Below are 16,538 nucleotides of genomic sequence, written 5' to 3'. Positions count from 1 at the left end.
CGGAAATTCTGGATACCCGCCGGACGTTGGACGCCGCTACTTCGGCCATTGCGCCAGCCAGTCGACGATCGACTGGGGCGTCATGTGGCGAGCGTCGGTCAGGGCGAAGAAGGCGCCGTCGTTGATCAGCTTGCCCTTGGTGTCGACCACCAGGAAGCTTGGCACGCCCTTCAGTTTGTCGACGCCGTAGCGGGCCGGGATCTGCATGTTCTTGCTGTAGCGGCCGACGTCGATCGCCACGATCTCGTAGTGCTTGTCGACCCAGCGCTTGACGTCGGGCTGCTCGATCACCCCGGCGAAGACGCGGCAATCGCCGCACCAGTTGCCGCCCAGGTCGATCAGGACGAGCTTCTTGTGGGCCTTGGCCTTCTTGATCGCGGCGGCGAGGTCGGCCTCGGCGTCGGCGGTCTCGTTGTAAGGATAGGGCAGGGGCGTCGGCAGGCCGTCGATCGACTGCAAGGCGACGGCCGGAGCCTTGGTGGCGGCGAGCGTGACGCCCGGCGCGGCGGAAAAGGCGATCAGGCCAGCGACGGCCAGGGCGCGGAGCTTCATCGGACTGGAGCTTTCAACGGACGATGGGTCCGAAATTCCTAGCTCCACAATAGGAAAAGGACCGCGAAGAAAACTTCGCGGCCCTTACAGATTAGATGATCCGCCTAAGAAGCGATCAGGCCTTCGGCGGAGCCGTATTGCCGCCAGCCGCCGGAGCGGCGGGGGCCGCGGCGGCGCCGGCGGCCGGAGCGGTCGTACCGCCCGGAGCGCCAGGCGCGGCGGCGTCAGCGGCGGGCGCGCCCTCGGCGGCCGGAGCCGCGGCGGCGGCGGGACGCGGCGGCGGAACCGGCAGCGTCGAGCCCAGGCTGTGCAGGTAGGCGATCAGCGCGATGCGGTCTTCCGGCTTCTTCAGACCCACGAAGGTCATGTTGGTGCCGGGGACGTCCTTACCGGGCGCCTTCAGGAAGGTGTACAGCGCGTCGTAGTCCCAGATGGGCTGCTTGCCCGCGAAGTCCTTCATCGCGCCCGAATAGTTGAAGCCCGGGTGCCCGGCCGGCTTGCGGCCCACCACGTCCCACAGACCAGGGCCGGTGGAGTTGGCGTTCGACGCGTCCAGCTTGTGGCAGGCGGCGCACTTGGCCGAAACGGCCTGGCCGGCGGCCACGTTGGCCGGCGTCAGCACGGCGTTCCAATCCGGCGGCGTGTCCGCGGCGGCCGCGCCGCCTTCGGCGCTTTCTTCCTGGACGGCGATCTCGTAGCCGGCCTTCTCGACCTCGGTCTTCTTGAAGACGATGTCCGAAGCTTCCCGGAGACCAAAAATAACGAGGCCGGTCAGCAGCACGCCGCCAGCGATCTTGTTGAACGTCAGGTCGCTCATCTCAGCCTTGTCAGCCTCTTGCCAGCCCGCTGATGGCGGGCTCGGATTCCCCGACGCGCGAGAGGCCGCAAGCGAGTCCCCGACGCGCGTCATGTTGCGCTCGCGTCTCTTACACGCTACCGCCCCTCGCGCAACCGGGCAGCAAAGATTTGAGGCCATGAACCCCATCGTTCTGATCCCCGCGCGGATGGCGGCGACCCGTCTTCCGGGCAAGCCTCTGGCCGACATCGGCGGCGTCCCGATGATCGTCCGGGTGCTGAACCAGGCCCGTGATGCGGCGATTGGTCCCGTGGCCGTTGCGGCGGGCGATCCCGAAATCGTCGAGGCGGTTCAAAAGGCTGGCGGGACGGCGGTTCTGACCGATCCCGACCTGCCGTCCGGCTCGGACCGCATTTTGGCCGCGCTGGCCGAACTCGATCCGGGGTTCGAGCACGACGTGGTGATCAATCTGCAGGGCGACATGCCGTTCGTCGATCCGGCCGTGCTGTCGGATTGCGCGCGAATACTTAAGGATTTTGGCGACGCCGATATCGCCACCGTCGTGGCCCCGGAATCCTCGCCCGCCGACCGGAGCAATCCGGACGTGGTCAAGGCGATCCTGACCATGGAGGACGACGGGGCCAGCGGCCGCGCGCTCTACTTCACCCGCTCGACCCTCTATGGCGACGGGCCGGTCTGGCGCCACATCGGCATCTACGGCTATCGCCGCGAGGCCCTGGAGGCGTTCAACGCCGCCTCGCCCTCGCCGCTGGAAAAGCGCGAGAAGCTGGAGCAACTGCGCGCCATAGAGTTGGGCCTGACCATTCGCGCCGCCGTGGCCAAGACCGCTCCGATCTCCGTCGACAACCCTTCCGACCTCGAGGCGGCCCGCGCGGCCGCCGGAAAGTAGCTCATGAGCATCCTCAAGAAAATCGCCTTCCAGGGCGAGCCCGGCGCCAACAGCCACGAGGCGTGCCGGACCTACTTCCCCGAGTACGAGGCCTATCCCTGCAAGACGTTCGAGGAGGCGTTCGAGGCGATCAAGACCGGGACCGCCGCCCTGGGCATGATCCCGATCGAGAACTCGATCGCCGGCCGCGTGGCCGACGTCCACCACCTGCTGCCAGCCTCGGGGCTAAAGATCATCGGCGAGCGCTTCAAGCCGATCCGCTTCCAGCTCATGGCCAACAAGGGCGTCAAGCTGGCGGACATCAAGACCGTGGCCTCGATGCCGATCGCGCTTTCCCAGTGCCGCAACAGCCTCAAGAAGCTGGGTGTCGCCACCGAGGCGGCCGGCGACACGGCCGGCGCGGCCAAGGACCTGGCGGCCAAGCCTGACCCGACGCGCGGCGCGGTCGCCCCGGCCCTGGCGGCCGAGATCTATGGCCTGGACATCCTGGCCCGCGACATCGAGGACGAGCGCCACAACACCACCCGCTTCCTGGTGATGACGGCCGACAAGACCCCGCCGGCGCCCGAGTTCACGCATCGCTGCGTGACCAGCTTCGTGTTCCGCGTCCGCAACCTGCCGGCGGCGCTCTACAAGGCGCTGGGCGGCTTCGCGACCAACGGCGTCAACATGACCAAGCTGGAAAGCTACATGGAAGGCGGCGCCTTCACGGCCACCTTCTTCTACGCCGAGGTCGACGGCCGACCGGAGGATCGCTCCCTGGCCCTGGCGCTGGACGAGCTGAAGTTCTTCTCCGAGAAGTTCGAGATCCTGGGCGTGTATCCGGCCGATCCGTTCAGGGACCGGGGCGCGTAACGGGCTTCCCCAAACGGCACCATTCCCCATAACGCCGTTATCTGATCTTCTTCCCCGGACATAACAAACATCCCGGGGAGGGAGCCCATGCAGAATTCGATGATCGCGCCGGTGATGGCGCTGGTGGCCTGGACGCTGGTGATCTGGGTCTGGATGTACGTCCAGAGGATTCCGGCGATGCAGAAGGCCGGGATCAAGCCGCAGGACGCGCGGTTTCCGGGTTCGCTGGACAAGCTGCCCGACACGGCGCGGCAGGCGGCCGACAACTACAATCACCTGATGGAGCAGCCGACGATCTTCTACGCGGCGGCGCTGGCGATCGAGGTGGCGGGCCACGCCGACGGCATGTCCGCCCATCTAGCCTGGGTCTATGTCAGCCTGCGCGTGCTGCACAGCCTGGTGCAGGTCAGCATCAACCTGGTGGCGATCCGCTTCCTGCTGTTCGCGGTCTCGACCGGCGTGCTGGCGGGGATGGTGGTGCGGGAGCTGATGAGGTTGTTCTAGGCGCTTAGACCGCGTCCAGCCCGATGTCCAACACCGGCGCCGAGTGTGTCAGCGCTCCGACGCTGATCACGTCGACGCCGGTCTCGGCGATCGCGCGGACGGTGGTCAGGTTCACGCCGCCCGAGGCCTCCAGCACCGCGCGGCCCTTGGCCAGGCGCACGGCGGTCTTCAGGTCGTCGAGGCTGAAATTGTCCAGCATGACGACGTCCGGGCCGTGCTTCAGGGCTTCTTCCAGCTGGTCCAGACCGTCGACCTCGACCTCGACCTTGACCAAGTGCCCGGCGTGGGCGCGAGCGCGCCTGACGGCCTCGCCCACGCTCCCGCAAGCGGCGACGTGGTTGTCCTTGATCAGGATGGCGTCATCCAGGCCGAAGCGGTGGTTGACCCCGCCGCCGCAGCGGACGGCGTACTTTTCCAGCGCCCGCAGGCCCGGCGTGGTCTTGCGGGTGTCGACGATGGTTGCGCCCGTGCCCTCGACCAGGCGGACGTAAGAGCGCGTCAGGGTGGCGATGCCGGAAAGCCGACCCAGCAGGTTTAGCCCCGTGCGCTCGGCCGCCAGCACGGCGCGGGCGTTCCCCTCGGCGCGGGCCAGGATCGCGCCCGGGGCGGCGTCGGCGCCGTCGGGCGTCACGACCTCGAAGGTCGTGGTGGGATCGAGGGCGGCCAGGGACAGGCGCGCGCAGGAAAGACCGGAAACCCTCCCATCCTGCCGGCTGGCCCAGACCACCGACAGCCGGGCGTCCGGGGCGATGCAGGCCTGGCCGGTGATGTCGCCGGCCCGACCCAGGTCCTCAGCCAGGGCGTGGTCGACGATCGGGCGGACGAGGATGTCGTCCAGAGGAACGATGCTCATTCGGCGGCGTAGCGGACGGCGGCGTCCGCGTTCTCCAAGGTCACGAAGGTGCGGACGGGTTCGGCGGTCGCGGGGAAGTCGGCGCGATAGTGGCCGCCCCGGCTTTCCTGGCGGGCCAGGGCCGCCTCGACGATCAGGCGCGCGGCGACGACCGTGGGACAGGGTCCATAGGCGGGCTCCAGCGCCTCGACCTGTTCCAGCAGGCGCGCGAGGCCCGCGGCGTCACGGATCACCCCGGCGTCGCGGCTCATGGCCTTGCGCAGGATTTGCAGCGCGGCGTCGGGCAGGTCGGGCAGGGGCTCCAGGCTGAGCGGTTCGCCGCCGTGCTTTCCTTCCGCCGCCGCCACGCGGCCGGCGCGGGCGCCGAACACGGCCGCCTCCAGCAGGCTGTTGGAGGCCAGGCGGTTGGCGCCCTGCACCCCGGTCGAGGCGCACTCGCCGGCGGCGTAGAGGCCCGGCAGGCTGGCGCGGCCGTCGAGGTCCGTCGCGACCCCGCCCATGTGGTAGTGCACCGCCGGGACGACCGGGATCATCTCGCGGCGCGGGTCGATCCCCGCGCTTTGGCAGGCCTCGAACACGGCCGGGAACTCGTGCGGGAAGTGGTCGCCCACCGCCTCCGTGGCGTCCAGGAACGCCCCGCGCCCGGCGATGCGTTCGGCGTGGATGGCGCGGGCCACGACGTCGCGCGGCGCCAGCTCCTTGGCCGGGTGGTAGTCCGCCATGAAGGCGCGGCCGTCCTTGTCGCGCAGGATCGAGCCTTCGCCGCGCAGCGCCTCGGTGGCCAGCGGCGCGGGGTCGCGGCCGATGTCGATGGCCGTGGGGTGGAACTGCACGAACTCCGGGTCGGCGATCGTCGCGCCGGCCAGGGCGGCCAGGCCCAGGCCTTCGCCGCGCACCTCCGCCGGGGTGGTGGTGACGGCGTAGAGGCCGCCGACGCCGCCGGTCGCCAGGATCACCGCCGGGCTGCGGATCTCGACCAGGGCGCCGTCGATCTCGGCGAGCACGCCGACCACACGGCCCGTCGCGTCCTGAAGCAGTCGCCGGGCGCGAGCGTTCTCGCGGATCTCGATCGAGGGCGTGGCGCGAACCGTGGCGATCACCGCGGCCATGATCGCCGCGCCGGCGCCGTCGCCGCCGACGCGGGCGACGCGGGCCTTGGAGTGGGCCGCCTCGAGGCTGAGAACGAAACCGTCATCGGCCTTGCGGTCGAACGGCGCGCCCAAGGCGGCCAGATCGCGGACGGCTTGCGGACCTTCGCGGGTCAGCAGGGCGACGGCGTCCGGATCGCAGAGCCCGGCGCCGGCGGCGAGGGTGTCGACGGCGTGGAGCTCCGGGGTGTCCTCACCCGACAGCGCCGCGGCCATGCCGCCCTGCGCCCAAGCGCTGGAGCAGCCGGTCGCCAGCGGCGTCGGCGACAGGACGAGGGCCGTCTTCGCCGCGAGGGCGGCGGTGAGACCGGCCAGACCCGCGCCGAGGATGACGGGGCCGTCGAAGTTCACACGCTTGGTCATTCTACACTCCACTCCCTTGCCCTTGATGGGGAAGGGCCGGGGATGGGGTGAACACGACGGTTCAGCCTCATCGAGAAAGTCCGGAGAGGGCGGTGAAGCGGACCGGCCGCGTCACCCCCATCCCCAACCCTCCCCCCATCGAGGGGGAAGGGGGCTTTAGATCAGCTCGACATCCACGTGATGCCGGGCCTTGACCAGGTCGTAACGGGCCGGCGTCACCGGCGGCGGCAGGTCGATCATCCGCTGAACGGCCAGGCGCGCCCGGTCGATGACGTCGGCGTCGACCGTCACCTCGAACTGCTCGTAAACGAGCGCGTCGTAGATGTTCTGCAGGGTGATCCGCTTCATGTGCGGGCACATGTTGCAGGGGCCGATGAACTGGGTCGCCGGGCTCTCGGCCTGCACGTTGCTGGCCATCGAGCACTCGGTGATCAGCACCACCTGGGCCGGCTTGCGGGCGGCCACATAGTCGTTCATCGCCGCCGTGGAGCCGGCGAAGTCGGCGGCTTCCAGGATCTCGGCCGGACACTCGGGGTGGGCCAGGACTTCCGCGCCGGGCCAGGCCGCGCGCATGTCGGCGATGTCCTGGGCGGTGAAGCGCTTGTGGACTTCGCAGTGTCCGGCCCAGGCGATGATCTTGACGTCCGTCTGGCGGGCGACATTGCGGGCCAGGAACTCGTCGGGGATCAAGATGACCTTGTCGGTCCCCCATTCCTTGGCGGCCCACTCGACCACCTGCACGGCGTTGGCGCTGGTGCAGCAGATGTCGGTCTCGGCCTTCACGTCGGCGGTGGTGTTGACGTAGGTGACGACCGGGATCCCCGGATAGCGCTGCTTGATCAGCCGCACGTCGGCGCCCGTGATCGACGAGGCGAGCGAGCAGCCGGCCTTCAGGTCAGGGATCAGGATCTTCTTCTGCGGCGACAGGACCTTGCTGGTCTCGGCCATGAAGTGCACGCCGGCCTGGACGATGATCTGGGCGTCGCTCTTGGCGGCCTCCTTGGCCAGGGCCAGGCTGTCGCCCACGAAGTCGCCCACGCCGTGGAAGATGTCCGGCGTCATGTAGTTGTGGGCCAGGATCGCGGCGTTCTTCTCGCGCTTCAGCCGGTTGATCTCGGCGATCAGCGGCGCCTGCGTCCGCCACTCCAGCGGCGTGACATGGTGCTTGACCTTGTCCCAGATGGGCGCGGTCCGCGCCTCGATCTCGGCGGTGAACTCAAGCGCGCCATTTCCTGGCTGGACTGCGAACCCGTCGGCCATCTGATCCTCCGTTATGCTCAAAGTGAGCATTTCCAGGGCCTCAAAAAACGCCGGGACCTTTTCCAGGCCTCCGACGCCGGAGTTATGCTGAAACTGAGCATAACTGACGAGACAGATATAGCGCTTCACGCGGAAAATGCAAACGGTCGCACCGGACGGCGCGAGCCCAAGATCAACGCTTTAAGGTCAGTTTGTTCTTCGCACGAAGATTGCTCGATTTGACCGAGTGCGAGCCAGATCTGATCCTTACATATCGGTAATGTGCAGTAAAAAATTGTCACATTTGCGGATGTTCGAAAGCTCATTTTCTAAAATTCATATACAGTTTTAAATGTACAAATGTCGTTCCCCTCGGGCCTTATCGATTGCCGAAAAAATCAGCATATCCAGTCCTGAAGCTATTCTTTCGGCTCGACAATAAATATTGAAGATGACATCTAATGTAACGAGGTTACGCGAATGTAATGATGTGGCCATAATGCGACAGTCAGATTAGAGTTTATTTCATTACATCAATGTTCGTTGACCGTGGACGGGTTGGCTCCGTAGCTCCCTGATTTCGAACTCGAGAGGGGTTCGGAGTGCGCTTCTTTTCGGCGCACACCGTTATATTAGGGGAGTCCTAAAAATGAGAATGAGTTCCGTGAGGGGGCGCTTGCTGGCGTCCTCGATGATCTGCACGGCCGCCGCGATGGTGTTCGCCGGCCAGGCCGCCGCCCAGACCGCGCCCGCCGGTCAAGCTAGCGACCAGACCGAAGTCGAAGAGATCGTCGTCACCGGTTCGCTGTTCCGCCGCACCGACACCGAGACCCCGTCGCCGGTCACCGTGCTGACCTCCGAAACCCTCGAGCGCGCGGGCATCGCCACCGCCGCCGACGCCATCCGCTCGATCTCGGCCGACGGCGCCGGCTCGATCGGCACCGGTTTCCAGAGCGGCTTCTCGGCCGGCGGTTCGGCCGTGTCGCTGCGTGGCCTGGGCGTTTCGTCGACCCTGGTGCTGGTCGACGGCCTGCGCTCGACCAACTTCCCGCTGAACGATGACGGTCACAACGCCTATGTCGACCTGAACTCCATTCCGTTCAGCCTGATCGACCGGATCGAAGTGCTGAAGGACGGCGCCTCGTCGTCGTACGGCGCCGACGCCATCGGCGGCGTGGTGAACCTGAAGCTGAAGAAGCAATTCGTCGGCGTGAAGGGCAGCATGGAAGCCGGCGAGAGCGACCGTGGCGACGCCGAACACCGCCGCGCTGACATCACCCTGGGTTATGGCGACTACGCCGAGACCGGCTGGAACGTCTATGTCAACGCCGAGTACCAGACGAACGGCCGGGTCACCAACCACAGCCGCGGCTTCCCGTACAACACTCAGGACCTGAGCTCGATCGGCGGCCTGGACAACAACACCGCCGACAGCTCGCTGACCACCGCGACGCCGAACGCCGTCGTGGTCCGCACGACCCAGAGCGACCTGAACAATCCGCTTGCGGGCGGCACGGCGCTGATCCCGAGCGGCACCTATATCGACAGCGCGGGCAAGACGCAGAACTACTACAACTACACCACGCTGAACTCGAACTGCGCCAACGGCTCCTACACGTCGACCAACCTCACGAACCGTGGCGTCGGCTGTAAGTGGGACCTGGTCGACACCTATCGCCAGATCGCGCCGAAGCAGAAGCGCTACGCCTTCAACGGCCGCCTGAGCTTCCGCCTGAACGAGAACGTCGAAGGCTACGCGACCGGCAGCTATTCCAAGAGCTATGTCAGCATCAAGGGCACGCCGTCGGCTGTCCGGGCGACCCAGCCCTTCGGCGGCGCGCCGTCGCTGGCCTCGTCGAACCCGGGCATCGTCCTGCCGGTCTACGTCTGCTCGACCGGCGTGAACTGCTCGACCGCCGTCGACCGTCGTCTGAACCCGAACAACCCGTACGCGGCCGCCTTCGCCGCCGACCCGGCCAACGGCGCCGCGCGCCTCTACTACCTATTCGGCGACCTGCCGGCCGGCAGCGAACGCGACAACGAAGTCATCCGTGGCACGATGGGCTTCAACGGCTCGTTCGGCGACGACTGGCATTGGCGTGTCGAAGCCGTCGGCGCTCGCGACAACCTGCGTCTGACGCAACACGGCCTGCTGAACATCGCGGCCCTGACCAACGCGATCAACACGGGCTCGTACAACTTCGTCGATCCGTCGCAGAACTCCGCGGCCGTCCGCAACGCGATCTCGCCGGACAAGGTGACCCCGTCGCACTCGTCGCTGATGTCGATCGACGCCTCGATCACCAAGCGTCTGTGGGCCCTGCCGGGCGGCGACATGATGCTGGCCGTTGGCGCCCAAGCGCGTAAGGAAGTTCTGGAAAACAACAACCAGAACGCCCGCCTGGACACCTACGGCCTGTCGACCGCCTCGGCGTTCGGCAAGCACACGGTCAAGGCCGCCTTCTTCGAAATCGCCGCGCCGGTCCACGACACCCTCGAACTGAACGTGTCGGGCCGCTACGACGACTACTCGGAAGGCTTCAACAACTTCTCGCCGAAGTTCGGCGCGAAGTTCACGCCGATCAAGCAACTGGCCTTCCGCGGCACCTATTCTAAGGGCTTCCGCGCGCCGACCTTCGCTGAATCGGGCCCGCGCTCGCAGTACGCCGGTTTCGTGTCCACGACGCCGCCGGCCGCCTTCCAGGCCCTGCATGGCGGCACCAGCAACCCGTACTCGCAGTCCTACAGCCTGGGCCGCGGCGTCGTCGGCAACCCGGACCTGAAGCCGGAAAAGTCGCGCAGCTTCACCCTCGGCACGATCTATGAGCCGACCCGCTGGCTGAGCCTGACGGTCGACTACTACGACGTCAAAAAGTCGGACCTGATCGTTTCCGGTCCGAAGATCAGCGACGCGGTCAACGCCTACTACAGCAAGACGAACTTGGCCGACGCTTGCGCCGCTGTCGCGGCCGTGGGCGCGGGCTATTCGTGCAACGTGACCGACGCCGTCGATCCGCTGTTCCCGACCGCTCTGCCGCGCGTGCTGATCATCAACGTCCCGTACGTGAACGCCGACTACTCGAAGACCTCGGGCGTCGACTTCTCGGCCACGGGCCGCTTCAACCTGCCGGCCGACATCAAGTGGACCAGCCGCCTGGAAGTGACGCACGTCCTGAAGTACGACCTGCACACCTCGGACGGCGAAGTCGAGAAGTACGCCGGGACCCTCGGCCCGTACGACCTTTCGTCGGGCAACGGTACGCCCGAGTGGAAGGGCAACTGGCAGAACACCCTGGCCTTCGGCGAGCGGTACACCCTGTCGGCCACGGCCTACTACGTCGGCAGCATCAAGTCGGTCGCCGCGGACACCAACGGCAGCACGGAATGCGTTCCGGGCAACCCGTACGGTGGTTCGGGCAGCCCGGCCGTCGCCAACAAGTTCTGCAAGATCAAGAGCTTCATAAACGTCGACATGAACGCGACGGCCCAGGTCAAGGACGGCGTGCAGCTGTACGCCAACGTGGGCAACGTGTTCGACAAGAAGGCTCCGATCGCGCCGGGCGCCTATTCGTCGGCTCCGAACTTCCTGACCACCTGGCACTACGCCGGCCTGATCGGCCGGACGTTCAAGGTGGGCGTGCGTTTCGAGTACTAAGGACCGCCAACCTTCGGGTTGTCAGTCAGGGGCCGGCTCCGAAAGGGGCCGGCCTTTTTCTTTGGGCGAAGGCCTAGCCCCGCCAGGGCGTGACGACGATCGGCGGCGCGCTGATCGCCAGGTCTCGCGCCGGGAACGCCGGCGGCTTGCCATGCTCGAAGACCATCGGCGCCAGCGAGATCACCAGCAGCACGGCCATGGTCACGTTGAAGGTCCGCAGGACCGCGGGACGGTCCAGGAACGGCCTCAAGCCCTGGCCGAAGCCCGCCCACGCGGCGCTGCAGGGCGCGCCCACCAGCATGAAGGTCCCGGCCAGCAGCGGAACGGCCGTCCACGATCCGCCCTCCGGCGCATAGGTCGTCACCGCGCCAAGCGCCATGGCCCAGGCCTTGGGATTGACCCACTGGAACGCCGCCGCCTGCGCGAAGGTCATCGGCCGGCTGGCGGCCTGGCGGTCGCTGACCTTGTCCGAAGTCCCGATCTTCCAGGCCAGCCAAAGCATGTAGGCCGCCCCGACCCAGCGCAGGATCTCGTGCAGCACGGGGAAGGCCTTGAACACGCTTCCAAGGCCGAGACCCATGCACAGCACCATGAAGCCCAGGCCGCAACTGATGCCCAGGATGTGCAGCACCGTGCGTCGGAAGCCGAAATTCGCGCCCGAGGCCAGCAGCATCATGTTGTTCGGGCCCGGCGTTCCCGCCGTGGCGAAGCAGAACAGGACGTAGGCGAGCAGCAGTTCCGAAGTCATCGCGGCCTCTTTGTCTCGGTAGGAGAGGGCATAATGTCACTGTGATGATTTCCATTGTATCGCGAGTCAAATTGCATATTGTCATAATGACAATAAGGAGATCGCCTTGGCCGCCCCCTGGACGCCCGACCTTCCCGCCGGCGAGGGCCCACTTTACGAGCGGCTGGTCGCGGCGTTGCGGTCCGACATCGCCTCGGGCGCGCTGGCGGCCGGCGCGCGTCTGCCGCCGCAGCGGGACCTGGCCTATCGTCTCGGGATAGGCCTCGGGACCGTCACCCGCGCCTATGTCGAGGCCGAGAAGGCCGGGCTGGTCAGCGCCCATGTCGGCCGGGGCAGCTTCGTCAACGCGCCGGCCGATCACCGCGCGCCGGTCCGCGAGGGGCCGGTCAACCTGGCCCAGAACATCGCCCCCGCCGGACCCGCCGCCAGCCGCATCGCCGAGGCCATGGCGCGCCTTCGCCGCCGGCCGGACTTGCTCGAGCACCTGGCCTACGCCCCGGCGGCGGGACACGAGGCGCAACGGCGGGCCGGGGCGCAGTGGCTCCAGCGTTTCGGCGGCTTTGACGGCGCCGATGTGTCGCGGCTGGTCTGCTGCGGCGGCGCCCAGCAGGGCCTGGCGCTGGCCATGGGCGCGGTCGCGCGCGCCGGAGACGCCGTGCTGTGCGAGGCCTCGACCTATAACGGCGTCAAGGCGCTGGCCGCACACATGGGCTTGCGGCCGCAGGGCGTGGCGCTGGATGAGGAAGGCCTGGCGGCGGATGCGCTGGAAGCGGCCGTGAAGGCCACCGGCGCACGGGTGCTGTCGGTCATCCCCACGCTGCAGAATCCCACCGGCCGGATCATGAGCGTCTCGCGGCGCGAGGCGATCGCGGCGCTCGCGCGGCGTCTCGACCTGACGATCATCGAGGACGACATCTACGGCGCCTACGCCCCGAACGCGCCGCCACCCCTGGCCTTGCTGGCGCCGGAGCGGACCTTCCATGTCTCGGGCGTCTCCAAGACATTGGGGCCGGGCCTGCGCGCCGGCTTCCTGGTCGCGCCGACCGAGGCCGCGTTCGAGCGGGTGCTGGACGCCGTGCGGGCCCTGACCTACGCGCCCTCGGGCTTCGGCGGCCTGGTCGCCACCCAGTGGATCGAGGACGGCGCGGCGGACCAGATCGTCGCCGAGGTGCGCGAGGAGGCCGCCGCGCGGCTTTCCCTGGCGCGGGACATCCTGGGCTCCGCGATCGAGCCGCCGCGCTCGGACTGTGCGCCGCATGTCTGGCTGCCGATGAGCGAACTGGAGGCCGAGCGCCTGGCCGGTCGCGCCCTGCGCGGCGGCGCCGAGGTGACCCCGCCCGACGCGCCGATCGTCACGCCCGGCCTCGTCACCGGCGTGCGCGTCTGCCTGGGCGCGGCGCCGGACCGCCAGACCCTGCGCCAGGGCCTGGAGATCGTCGCCGGCGCGCTATCGAGCGAGGTCGGCGAGCGGTCGCGGGCGGTGATCTGAGGCGGGGAGCGCCCCCTCCGTCACGTCGCCTATCGGCGCCGCGCCACCTCCCCCGCACGCTGCGCTACGGGTGAGGAGGAGCTTCCTCCTCCCTCGCGAAGCGGGGGAGGTGGCGCGATGCGGATACGCATCGTGACGGAGGGGGCGCAACCATCGCGCTCACCAGAGCAGCGTCTTCACCCAGATCGACCCGTCCGGCGCGGGCGAGAGCACCTTGACCACCACCTGGCTGTCCTTGGCCAGCCAGAAGCGGGCCGGCGCCCATTCGGGGTGGTTGTAGTCGGTGGTCATCACCCAGCAGTCGACCTTGCCGCCCGCCGAGCTGGTCAGGGTCTCCGAGCCTGTCACCTTGAAGTGGTACGGCGCCGGCGCCTCGCCGCCCGGATGGTGGAAGACGATCTGCGCCTCATAGCCCGTCGTCAGCGGCAGGGCCTGCAGCGTCTCCATGTCGGTCTCGAAATTGAAGGCCGGTTGAGGCGAGGCCATGTCGTAGGCGGCCTGGGCGTTGCCGGGCAGGTCCTTGAGGCCGACGATCCGGTCGGGCTTGAAGTCGAAGCCCTCGATCTTGGTCTGGCCGTCCTTGCCCGTGGTGCTGCGCTGGTGGGTGAACGGGCGGAAGGTCCCGAGCTCGAACCAGGAGTCGATCGTCTTGACCGTCCCGGGCGTCGACCCGTCCCAGTGCTGGACGATGTGCAGGCGCTTGACGCCAGCCGCGTCGGGCTCGATGCGGATCTCGCGCGTCCAGACGTCCAGCGGCGTGATGGTGTCGCCCTTCTGGCGATAGCGCAGATAGCGGTGCGTGGCGGGCTTGAGCTTGTCGAACCGCGCCAGGGTCTGGCCCAGCGGCACGGGCGTCGGAGCGGCCGAGGCGGCGGTCGACGCGACGAGCGCGAGGGCGAGCGCGGCGCCAGCGGCCGCGCGGTACAGGAACGACATGGAAGACCCCTCAGCGGAAAGCGCCGGCATGTGACGGCGCCGTGGGGCGAGGAGCTACTTAAGGTTCGGTAATGCCGGCCGCTATTTCGAAGCGCATTTTTTATCCGATAACCGTTTCACACTTATCGGAAGATGCTCAGAGCCCTTTCTCCAGCACGACGAACGCCAGGTCGTCGCGCTGGGGCTGGCCGAAGCGCTCGTCGCCGTAGGGGAAGGGCTGGGTTTCGCCCGTCAGGCTGTAGCCGCGGCGCTGGTACCAGGCGATCAGGGTGTCGCGGACCGAGATGACGGTCATCTTCATGCGCGTTCCGCCGTGGGCCTTCGCATGCGCCTCGCAGGCCTCCAGCATGGCGCGGCCCAGGCCGCCGTCCTGGCGCAGGGGCGAGACGGTGATCATGCCGACGTACCAGGCCCCGCCATCGGTCGGTTCCAGCCAGGCGCAGGCATGGGGCTTGTCTTCGGGGGCGTCGCGGAAGGTCAGGATGGTTGACCCCGGCTTGGCGGCGAGGTCGTCGCGCAGGCTCGCTTCGTCCGTCCGCTGGCCGCCCAGCAGATAGCTCTCGCTGGTCCAGCCCTGGGCCGCCAGCTCTCCCCGATAGGCCGAGTTCACCAGGGCGACGATGTCGGCCAGCTCGTGGTCTTGGTAGGGCGTCAGCAGGGCCATGGAGTTTCCGTTCAGCGGGTGAGCTCGAATCGCTTAGCGTGAAGCTAGGCCCAAACTCCAGGGCCTATCCAAGGGGGGGGGACATGCCGGAACTTCTGATCGGTTGCGGCAACAGCCGCGACAAACGTGTCGGCGACGCTTCCAATCCCGGGTGGAAGGACCTCACCACGCTGGACATCGATCCGCACTCCGGCGCGGACGTCATCCACGACCTGAATAATCTTCCCTATCCGTTCGCCGACGACCACTTCGACGAGATCCACGCCTACGAGGTGCTGGAGCACACGGGGCAGCAGGGCGACTGGCGGTTCTTCCTGGCGCAGTTCAGCGAGTTCTGGCGCATCCTGAAGCATGGCGGCCTGCTGTGCGCCACCTGCCCGTCGGTGACGTCGCGCTGGGCCTGGGGGGATCCGGGGCATACGCGGGTGATCCAGCCCGAAACGCTCGTCTTCCTGCAGCAGCCCCGTTACGAGCAGGTGGGGCGGACGGCGATGACCGACTATCGCGCCTTCTACCAGGCCGACTTCGATCTGGCCTTCAGCGAGGACAACGGCGAGGGCTTCAAGTTCGCCCTGCGCGCCATCAAGCCCTCGCGGATCCAGCCGAAGGCTTAACGCCGGCGTACGCGTTTCCAGGCGCCGCCGGTCATGCGCCGCACGGCGCCGGCTTCCCGCTTGATCAGCTCCCAGGGATGGAAGGCCAGGCCCACCGTGTCGGCCATGGCCGCTCCGCGCGCGCCCATCGGCTGCTCGGGGCCGGTGGTGGAGTCGATGGCGGTCTGGTGTTCGATCTCGGCGTTCAGCTCGGCCCCGACCAGGATGGCCATGATCGAGAACCAGACCCAGACCATGAAGGCGATGATCGCGCCGAGCGGGCCGTAGGCGGCGTCGAAATGGGCCACGCGATTGACGTAGGTCGAAAAGCCCAGCGAGCCGATCAGCCAGCCTCCCGACGCCGTCGCCGCTCCGATCCACACCCAGCGCCATCGCGCCTGCGCCCGGCTGGGAGCGAAGCGATAGAGCACGGCGAAGGCGACGGCGGTCATGGCCATCACCATCAACCAGCGGATCGGCGCCCAGTAGCTGTCCAGCGCCGACAGCCGGGCGGCCTTCAGCAACAGGGGGGTCACGATCAAGACCGCCGACACCGCGACCGCATAGACCAGGGCGCAGAAGGTGAAGGCGTAACTGAGCAGGGTGCGCCGGACGATGTGGCGCTTCTCTTCCTCGTCATAGGCGATGTTCAGGCCGTCGAAGAGCGTGCGCATGCTGGCGTTGGCGCTCCACACCGACAGCAGCAGGCTGAACGCGAACGCCAGGCCCAGCTTGGCCTCGCCCTGGCTGGCCAGACGCAGCATCTGCTCGCCGACGATCTGGACGACGCTGGGCGGGAAGACGCCGGCCATGTCGCGCAGCTGCTGCTCGACCGTCCGCACATCGGCGAACAGGCCATAGAGCGAGACGAAGGCGCCGATCGCCGGGATCAGGGCCAGAAGGGTGTAGAAGGTCACGCCCCCGGCCACGGCGGGCAGCCGGTCGACGGTGATCTCGCGCCAGGTGCGCCAGACGATGTCTCGCCAGCCGAGCAGCGGAATGTGGACGGGATGACGCGCCGCGCGGCCCCGCCGCGGCTCGGCCGCGTCGAACTCGTGCGGCGGCATGGCGCGGTCTTCCGACAGGCCGGGCGGATCGACCAGCTGGGTCTCCGCTCGCTTGCGGGGCAGGGCGAACGGCGCGGCGGCCAGCAGTACGATCCACGGCGCCAGATGATAGGGCCGCGACTTCAGCCAGGACAGGATGGGACGCAGGCTAGCGTCGGGCATAGGG

15 protein-coding genes and 1 pseudogene are annotated in these 16,538 nt (G+C 67.8%); 6 read left to right on the top strand and 10 right to left on the bottom strand.

Annotated elements, in window-relative coordinates; translation table 11 throughout:
• Positions 1–36: 36 nt before the first annotated feature.
• Together CSEG_RS17220 and CSEG_RS17215 are read right to left on the bottom strand one after the other, a co-directional pair.
• Complete coding sequence (locus CSEG_RS17220) at positions 37–552, bottom strand: thioredoxin family protein (RefSeq protein WP_013080508.1); 516 nt, start codon at positions 550–552, stop codon at positions 37–39.
• 115 nt (positions 553–667) lie between these two features.
• The gene (locus CSEG_RS17215; RefSeq protein WP_013080507.1) at positions 668–1,369 is read right to left on the bottom strand and encodes a c-type cytochrome; all 702 of its coding nucleotides are present in this window, start codon (positions 1,367–1,369) and stop codon (positions 668–670) included.
• A gap of 157 nt (positions 1,370–1,526) precedes the next feature.
• Here CSEG_RS17215 and CSEG_RS17210 point away from each other — a divergent pair, with 157 nt between their 5' ends.
• The 3 genes from CSEG_RS17210 (at position 1,527) to CSEG_RS17200 (ending at position 3,617) form a co-directional block, all read left to right on the top strand.
• A complete protein-coding gene (locus tag CSEG_RS17210; protein ID WP_013080506.1) occupies positions 1,527–2,258 on the top strand; it encodes a 3-deoxy-manno-octulosonate cytidylyltransferase in 732 nt (243 codons plus the stop codon).
• A 3-nt stretch (positions 2,259–2,261) separates the two neighbouring features.
• The gene (locus CSEG_RS17205; protein WP_013080505.1) at positions 2,262–3,113 is read left to right on the top strand and encodes a prephenate dehydratase; all 852 of its coding nucleotides are present in this window, start codon (positions 2,262–2,264) and stop codon (positions 3,111–3,113) included.
• 87 nt (positions 3,114–3,200) lie between these two features.
• On the top strand, positions 3,201–3,617 hold the full coding sequence (locus tag CSEG_RS17200) for an MAPEG family protein (RefSeq protein ID WP_013080504.1): 417 nt from the start codon (positions 3,201–3,203) through the stop codon (positions 3,615–3,617).
• A gap of 4 nt (positions 3,618–3,621) precedes the next feature.
• On the opposite strand, the gene nadC is transcribed toward CSEG_RS17200, so the two are convergent.
• From nadC to nadA, 3 genes are all read right to left on the bottom strand, one after another.
• Positions 3,622–4,470: a carboxylating nicotinate-nucleotide diphosphorylase gene (nadC, locus tag CSEG_RS17195; protein ID WP_013080503.1), complete on the bottom strand. Its 849-nt coding sequence runs from the start codon at positions 4,468–4,470 to the stop codon at positions 3,622–3,624.
• Positions 4,467–5,981, bottom strand: a complete 1,515-nt coding sequence (locus CSEG_RS17190) for an L-aspartate oxidase (RefSeq protein ID WP_013080502.1) — start codon at positions 5,979–5,981, stop codon at positions 4,467–4,469. Before CSEG_RS17190 ends, nadC begins: the two co-directional genes overlap by 4 nt.
• A gap of 156 nt (positions 5,982–6,137) precedes the next feature.
• Complete coding sequence (gene nadA, locus CSEG_RS17185; protein WP_013080501.1) at positions 6,138–7,241, bottom strand: quinolinate synthase NadA; 1,104 nt, start codon at positions 7,239–7,241, stop codon at positions 6,138–6,140.
• A 628-nt stretch (positions 7,242–7,869) separates the two neighbouring features.
• Between nadA and CSEG_RS17180 the strand changes: the two genes are divergently transcribed.
• On the top strand, positions 7,870–10,875 hold the full coding sequence (locus CSEG_RS17180) for a TonB-dependent receptor plug domain-containing protein (protein WP_013080500.1): 3,006 nt from the start codon (positions 7,870–7,872) through the stop codon (positions 10,873–10,875).
• A gap of 73 nt (positions 10,876–10,948) precedes the next feature.
• On the opposite strand, the gene CSEG_RS17175 is transcribed toward CSEG_RS17180, so the two are convergent.
• Entirely contained in the window at positions 10,949–11,623 is a 675-nt protein-coding gene (locus tag CSEG_RS17175) for a LysE family translocator (RefSeq protein ID WP_013080499.1), read from the bottom strand.
• 106 nt (positions 11,624–11,729) lie between these two features.
• On the opposite strand from CSEG_RS17175, the gene CSEG_RS17170 reads away from it, so the two are divergent.
• Entirely contained in the window at positions 11,730–13,112 is a 1,383-nt protein-coding gene (locus tag CSEG_RS17170; RefSeq protein WP_013080498.1) for an aminotransferase-like domain-containing protein, read from the top strand.
• Positions 13,113–13,141: 29 nt separating this feature from the next.
• On the opposite strand, the pseudogene CSEG_RS22690 reads toward CSEG_RS17170, so the two are convergent.
• The 3 genes and pseudogenes from CSEG_RS22690 to CSEG_RS17160 form a co-directional block, all read right to left on the bottom strand.
• Positions 13,142–13,262, bottom strand: a pseudogene (locus CSEG_RS22690) (hypothetical protein).
• 9 nt (positions 13,263–13,271) lie between these two features.
• Positions 13,272–14,048, bottom strand: coding sequence for a DUF3108 domain-containing protein (locus tag CSEG_RS17165; protein ID WP_013080497.1), 777 nt, complete (start codon positions 14,046–14,048; stop codon positions 13,272–13,274).
• 136 nt (positions 14,049–14,184) lie between these two features.
• A complete protein-coding gene (locus tag CSEG_RS17160; protein WP_013080496.1) occupies positions 14,185–14,712 on the bottom strand; it encodes a GNAT family N-acetyltransferase in 528 nt (175 codons plus the stop codon).
• A gap of 83 nt (positions 14,713–14,795) precedes the next feature.
• Here CSEG_RS17160 and CSEG_RS17155 point away from each other — a divergent pair, with 83 nt between their 5' ends.
• Positions 14,796–15,326 (top strand): methyltransferase domain-containing protein, encoded by a 531-nt coding sequence (locus tag CSEG_RS17155; protein WP_013080495.1) that lies wholly within the window; start codon positions 14,796–14,798, stop codon positions 15,324–15,326.
• Here CSEG_RS17155 and CSEG_RS17150 read toward each other — a convergent pair.
• Positions 15,323–16,534 (bottom strand): YihY/virulence factor BrkB family protein, encoded by a 1,212-nt coding sequence (locus CSEG_RS17150; protein WP_013080494.1) that lies wholly within the window; start codon positions 16,532–16,534, stop codon positions 15,323–15,325. The genes CSEG_RS17155 and CSEG_RS17150 overlap by 4 nt on opposite strands.
• Positions 16,535–16,538: the final 4 nt, after the last annotated feature.

The organism is Caulobacter segnis ATCC 21756, from assembly GCF_000092285.1.
In the GTDB taxonomy this organism is placed as follows: domain Bacteria; phylum Pseudomonadota; class Alphaproteobacteria; order Caulobacterales; family Caulobacteraceae; genus Caulobacter; species Caulobacter segnis.
The sequence above is the reverse complement of the archived record's forward strand: the minus strand, read 5'-3'. Positions and strand labels throughout refer to the sequence as shown.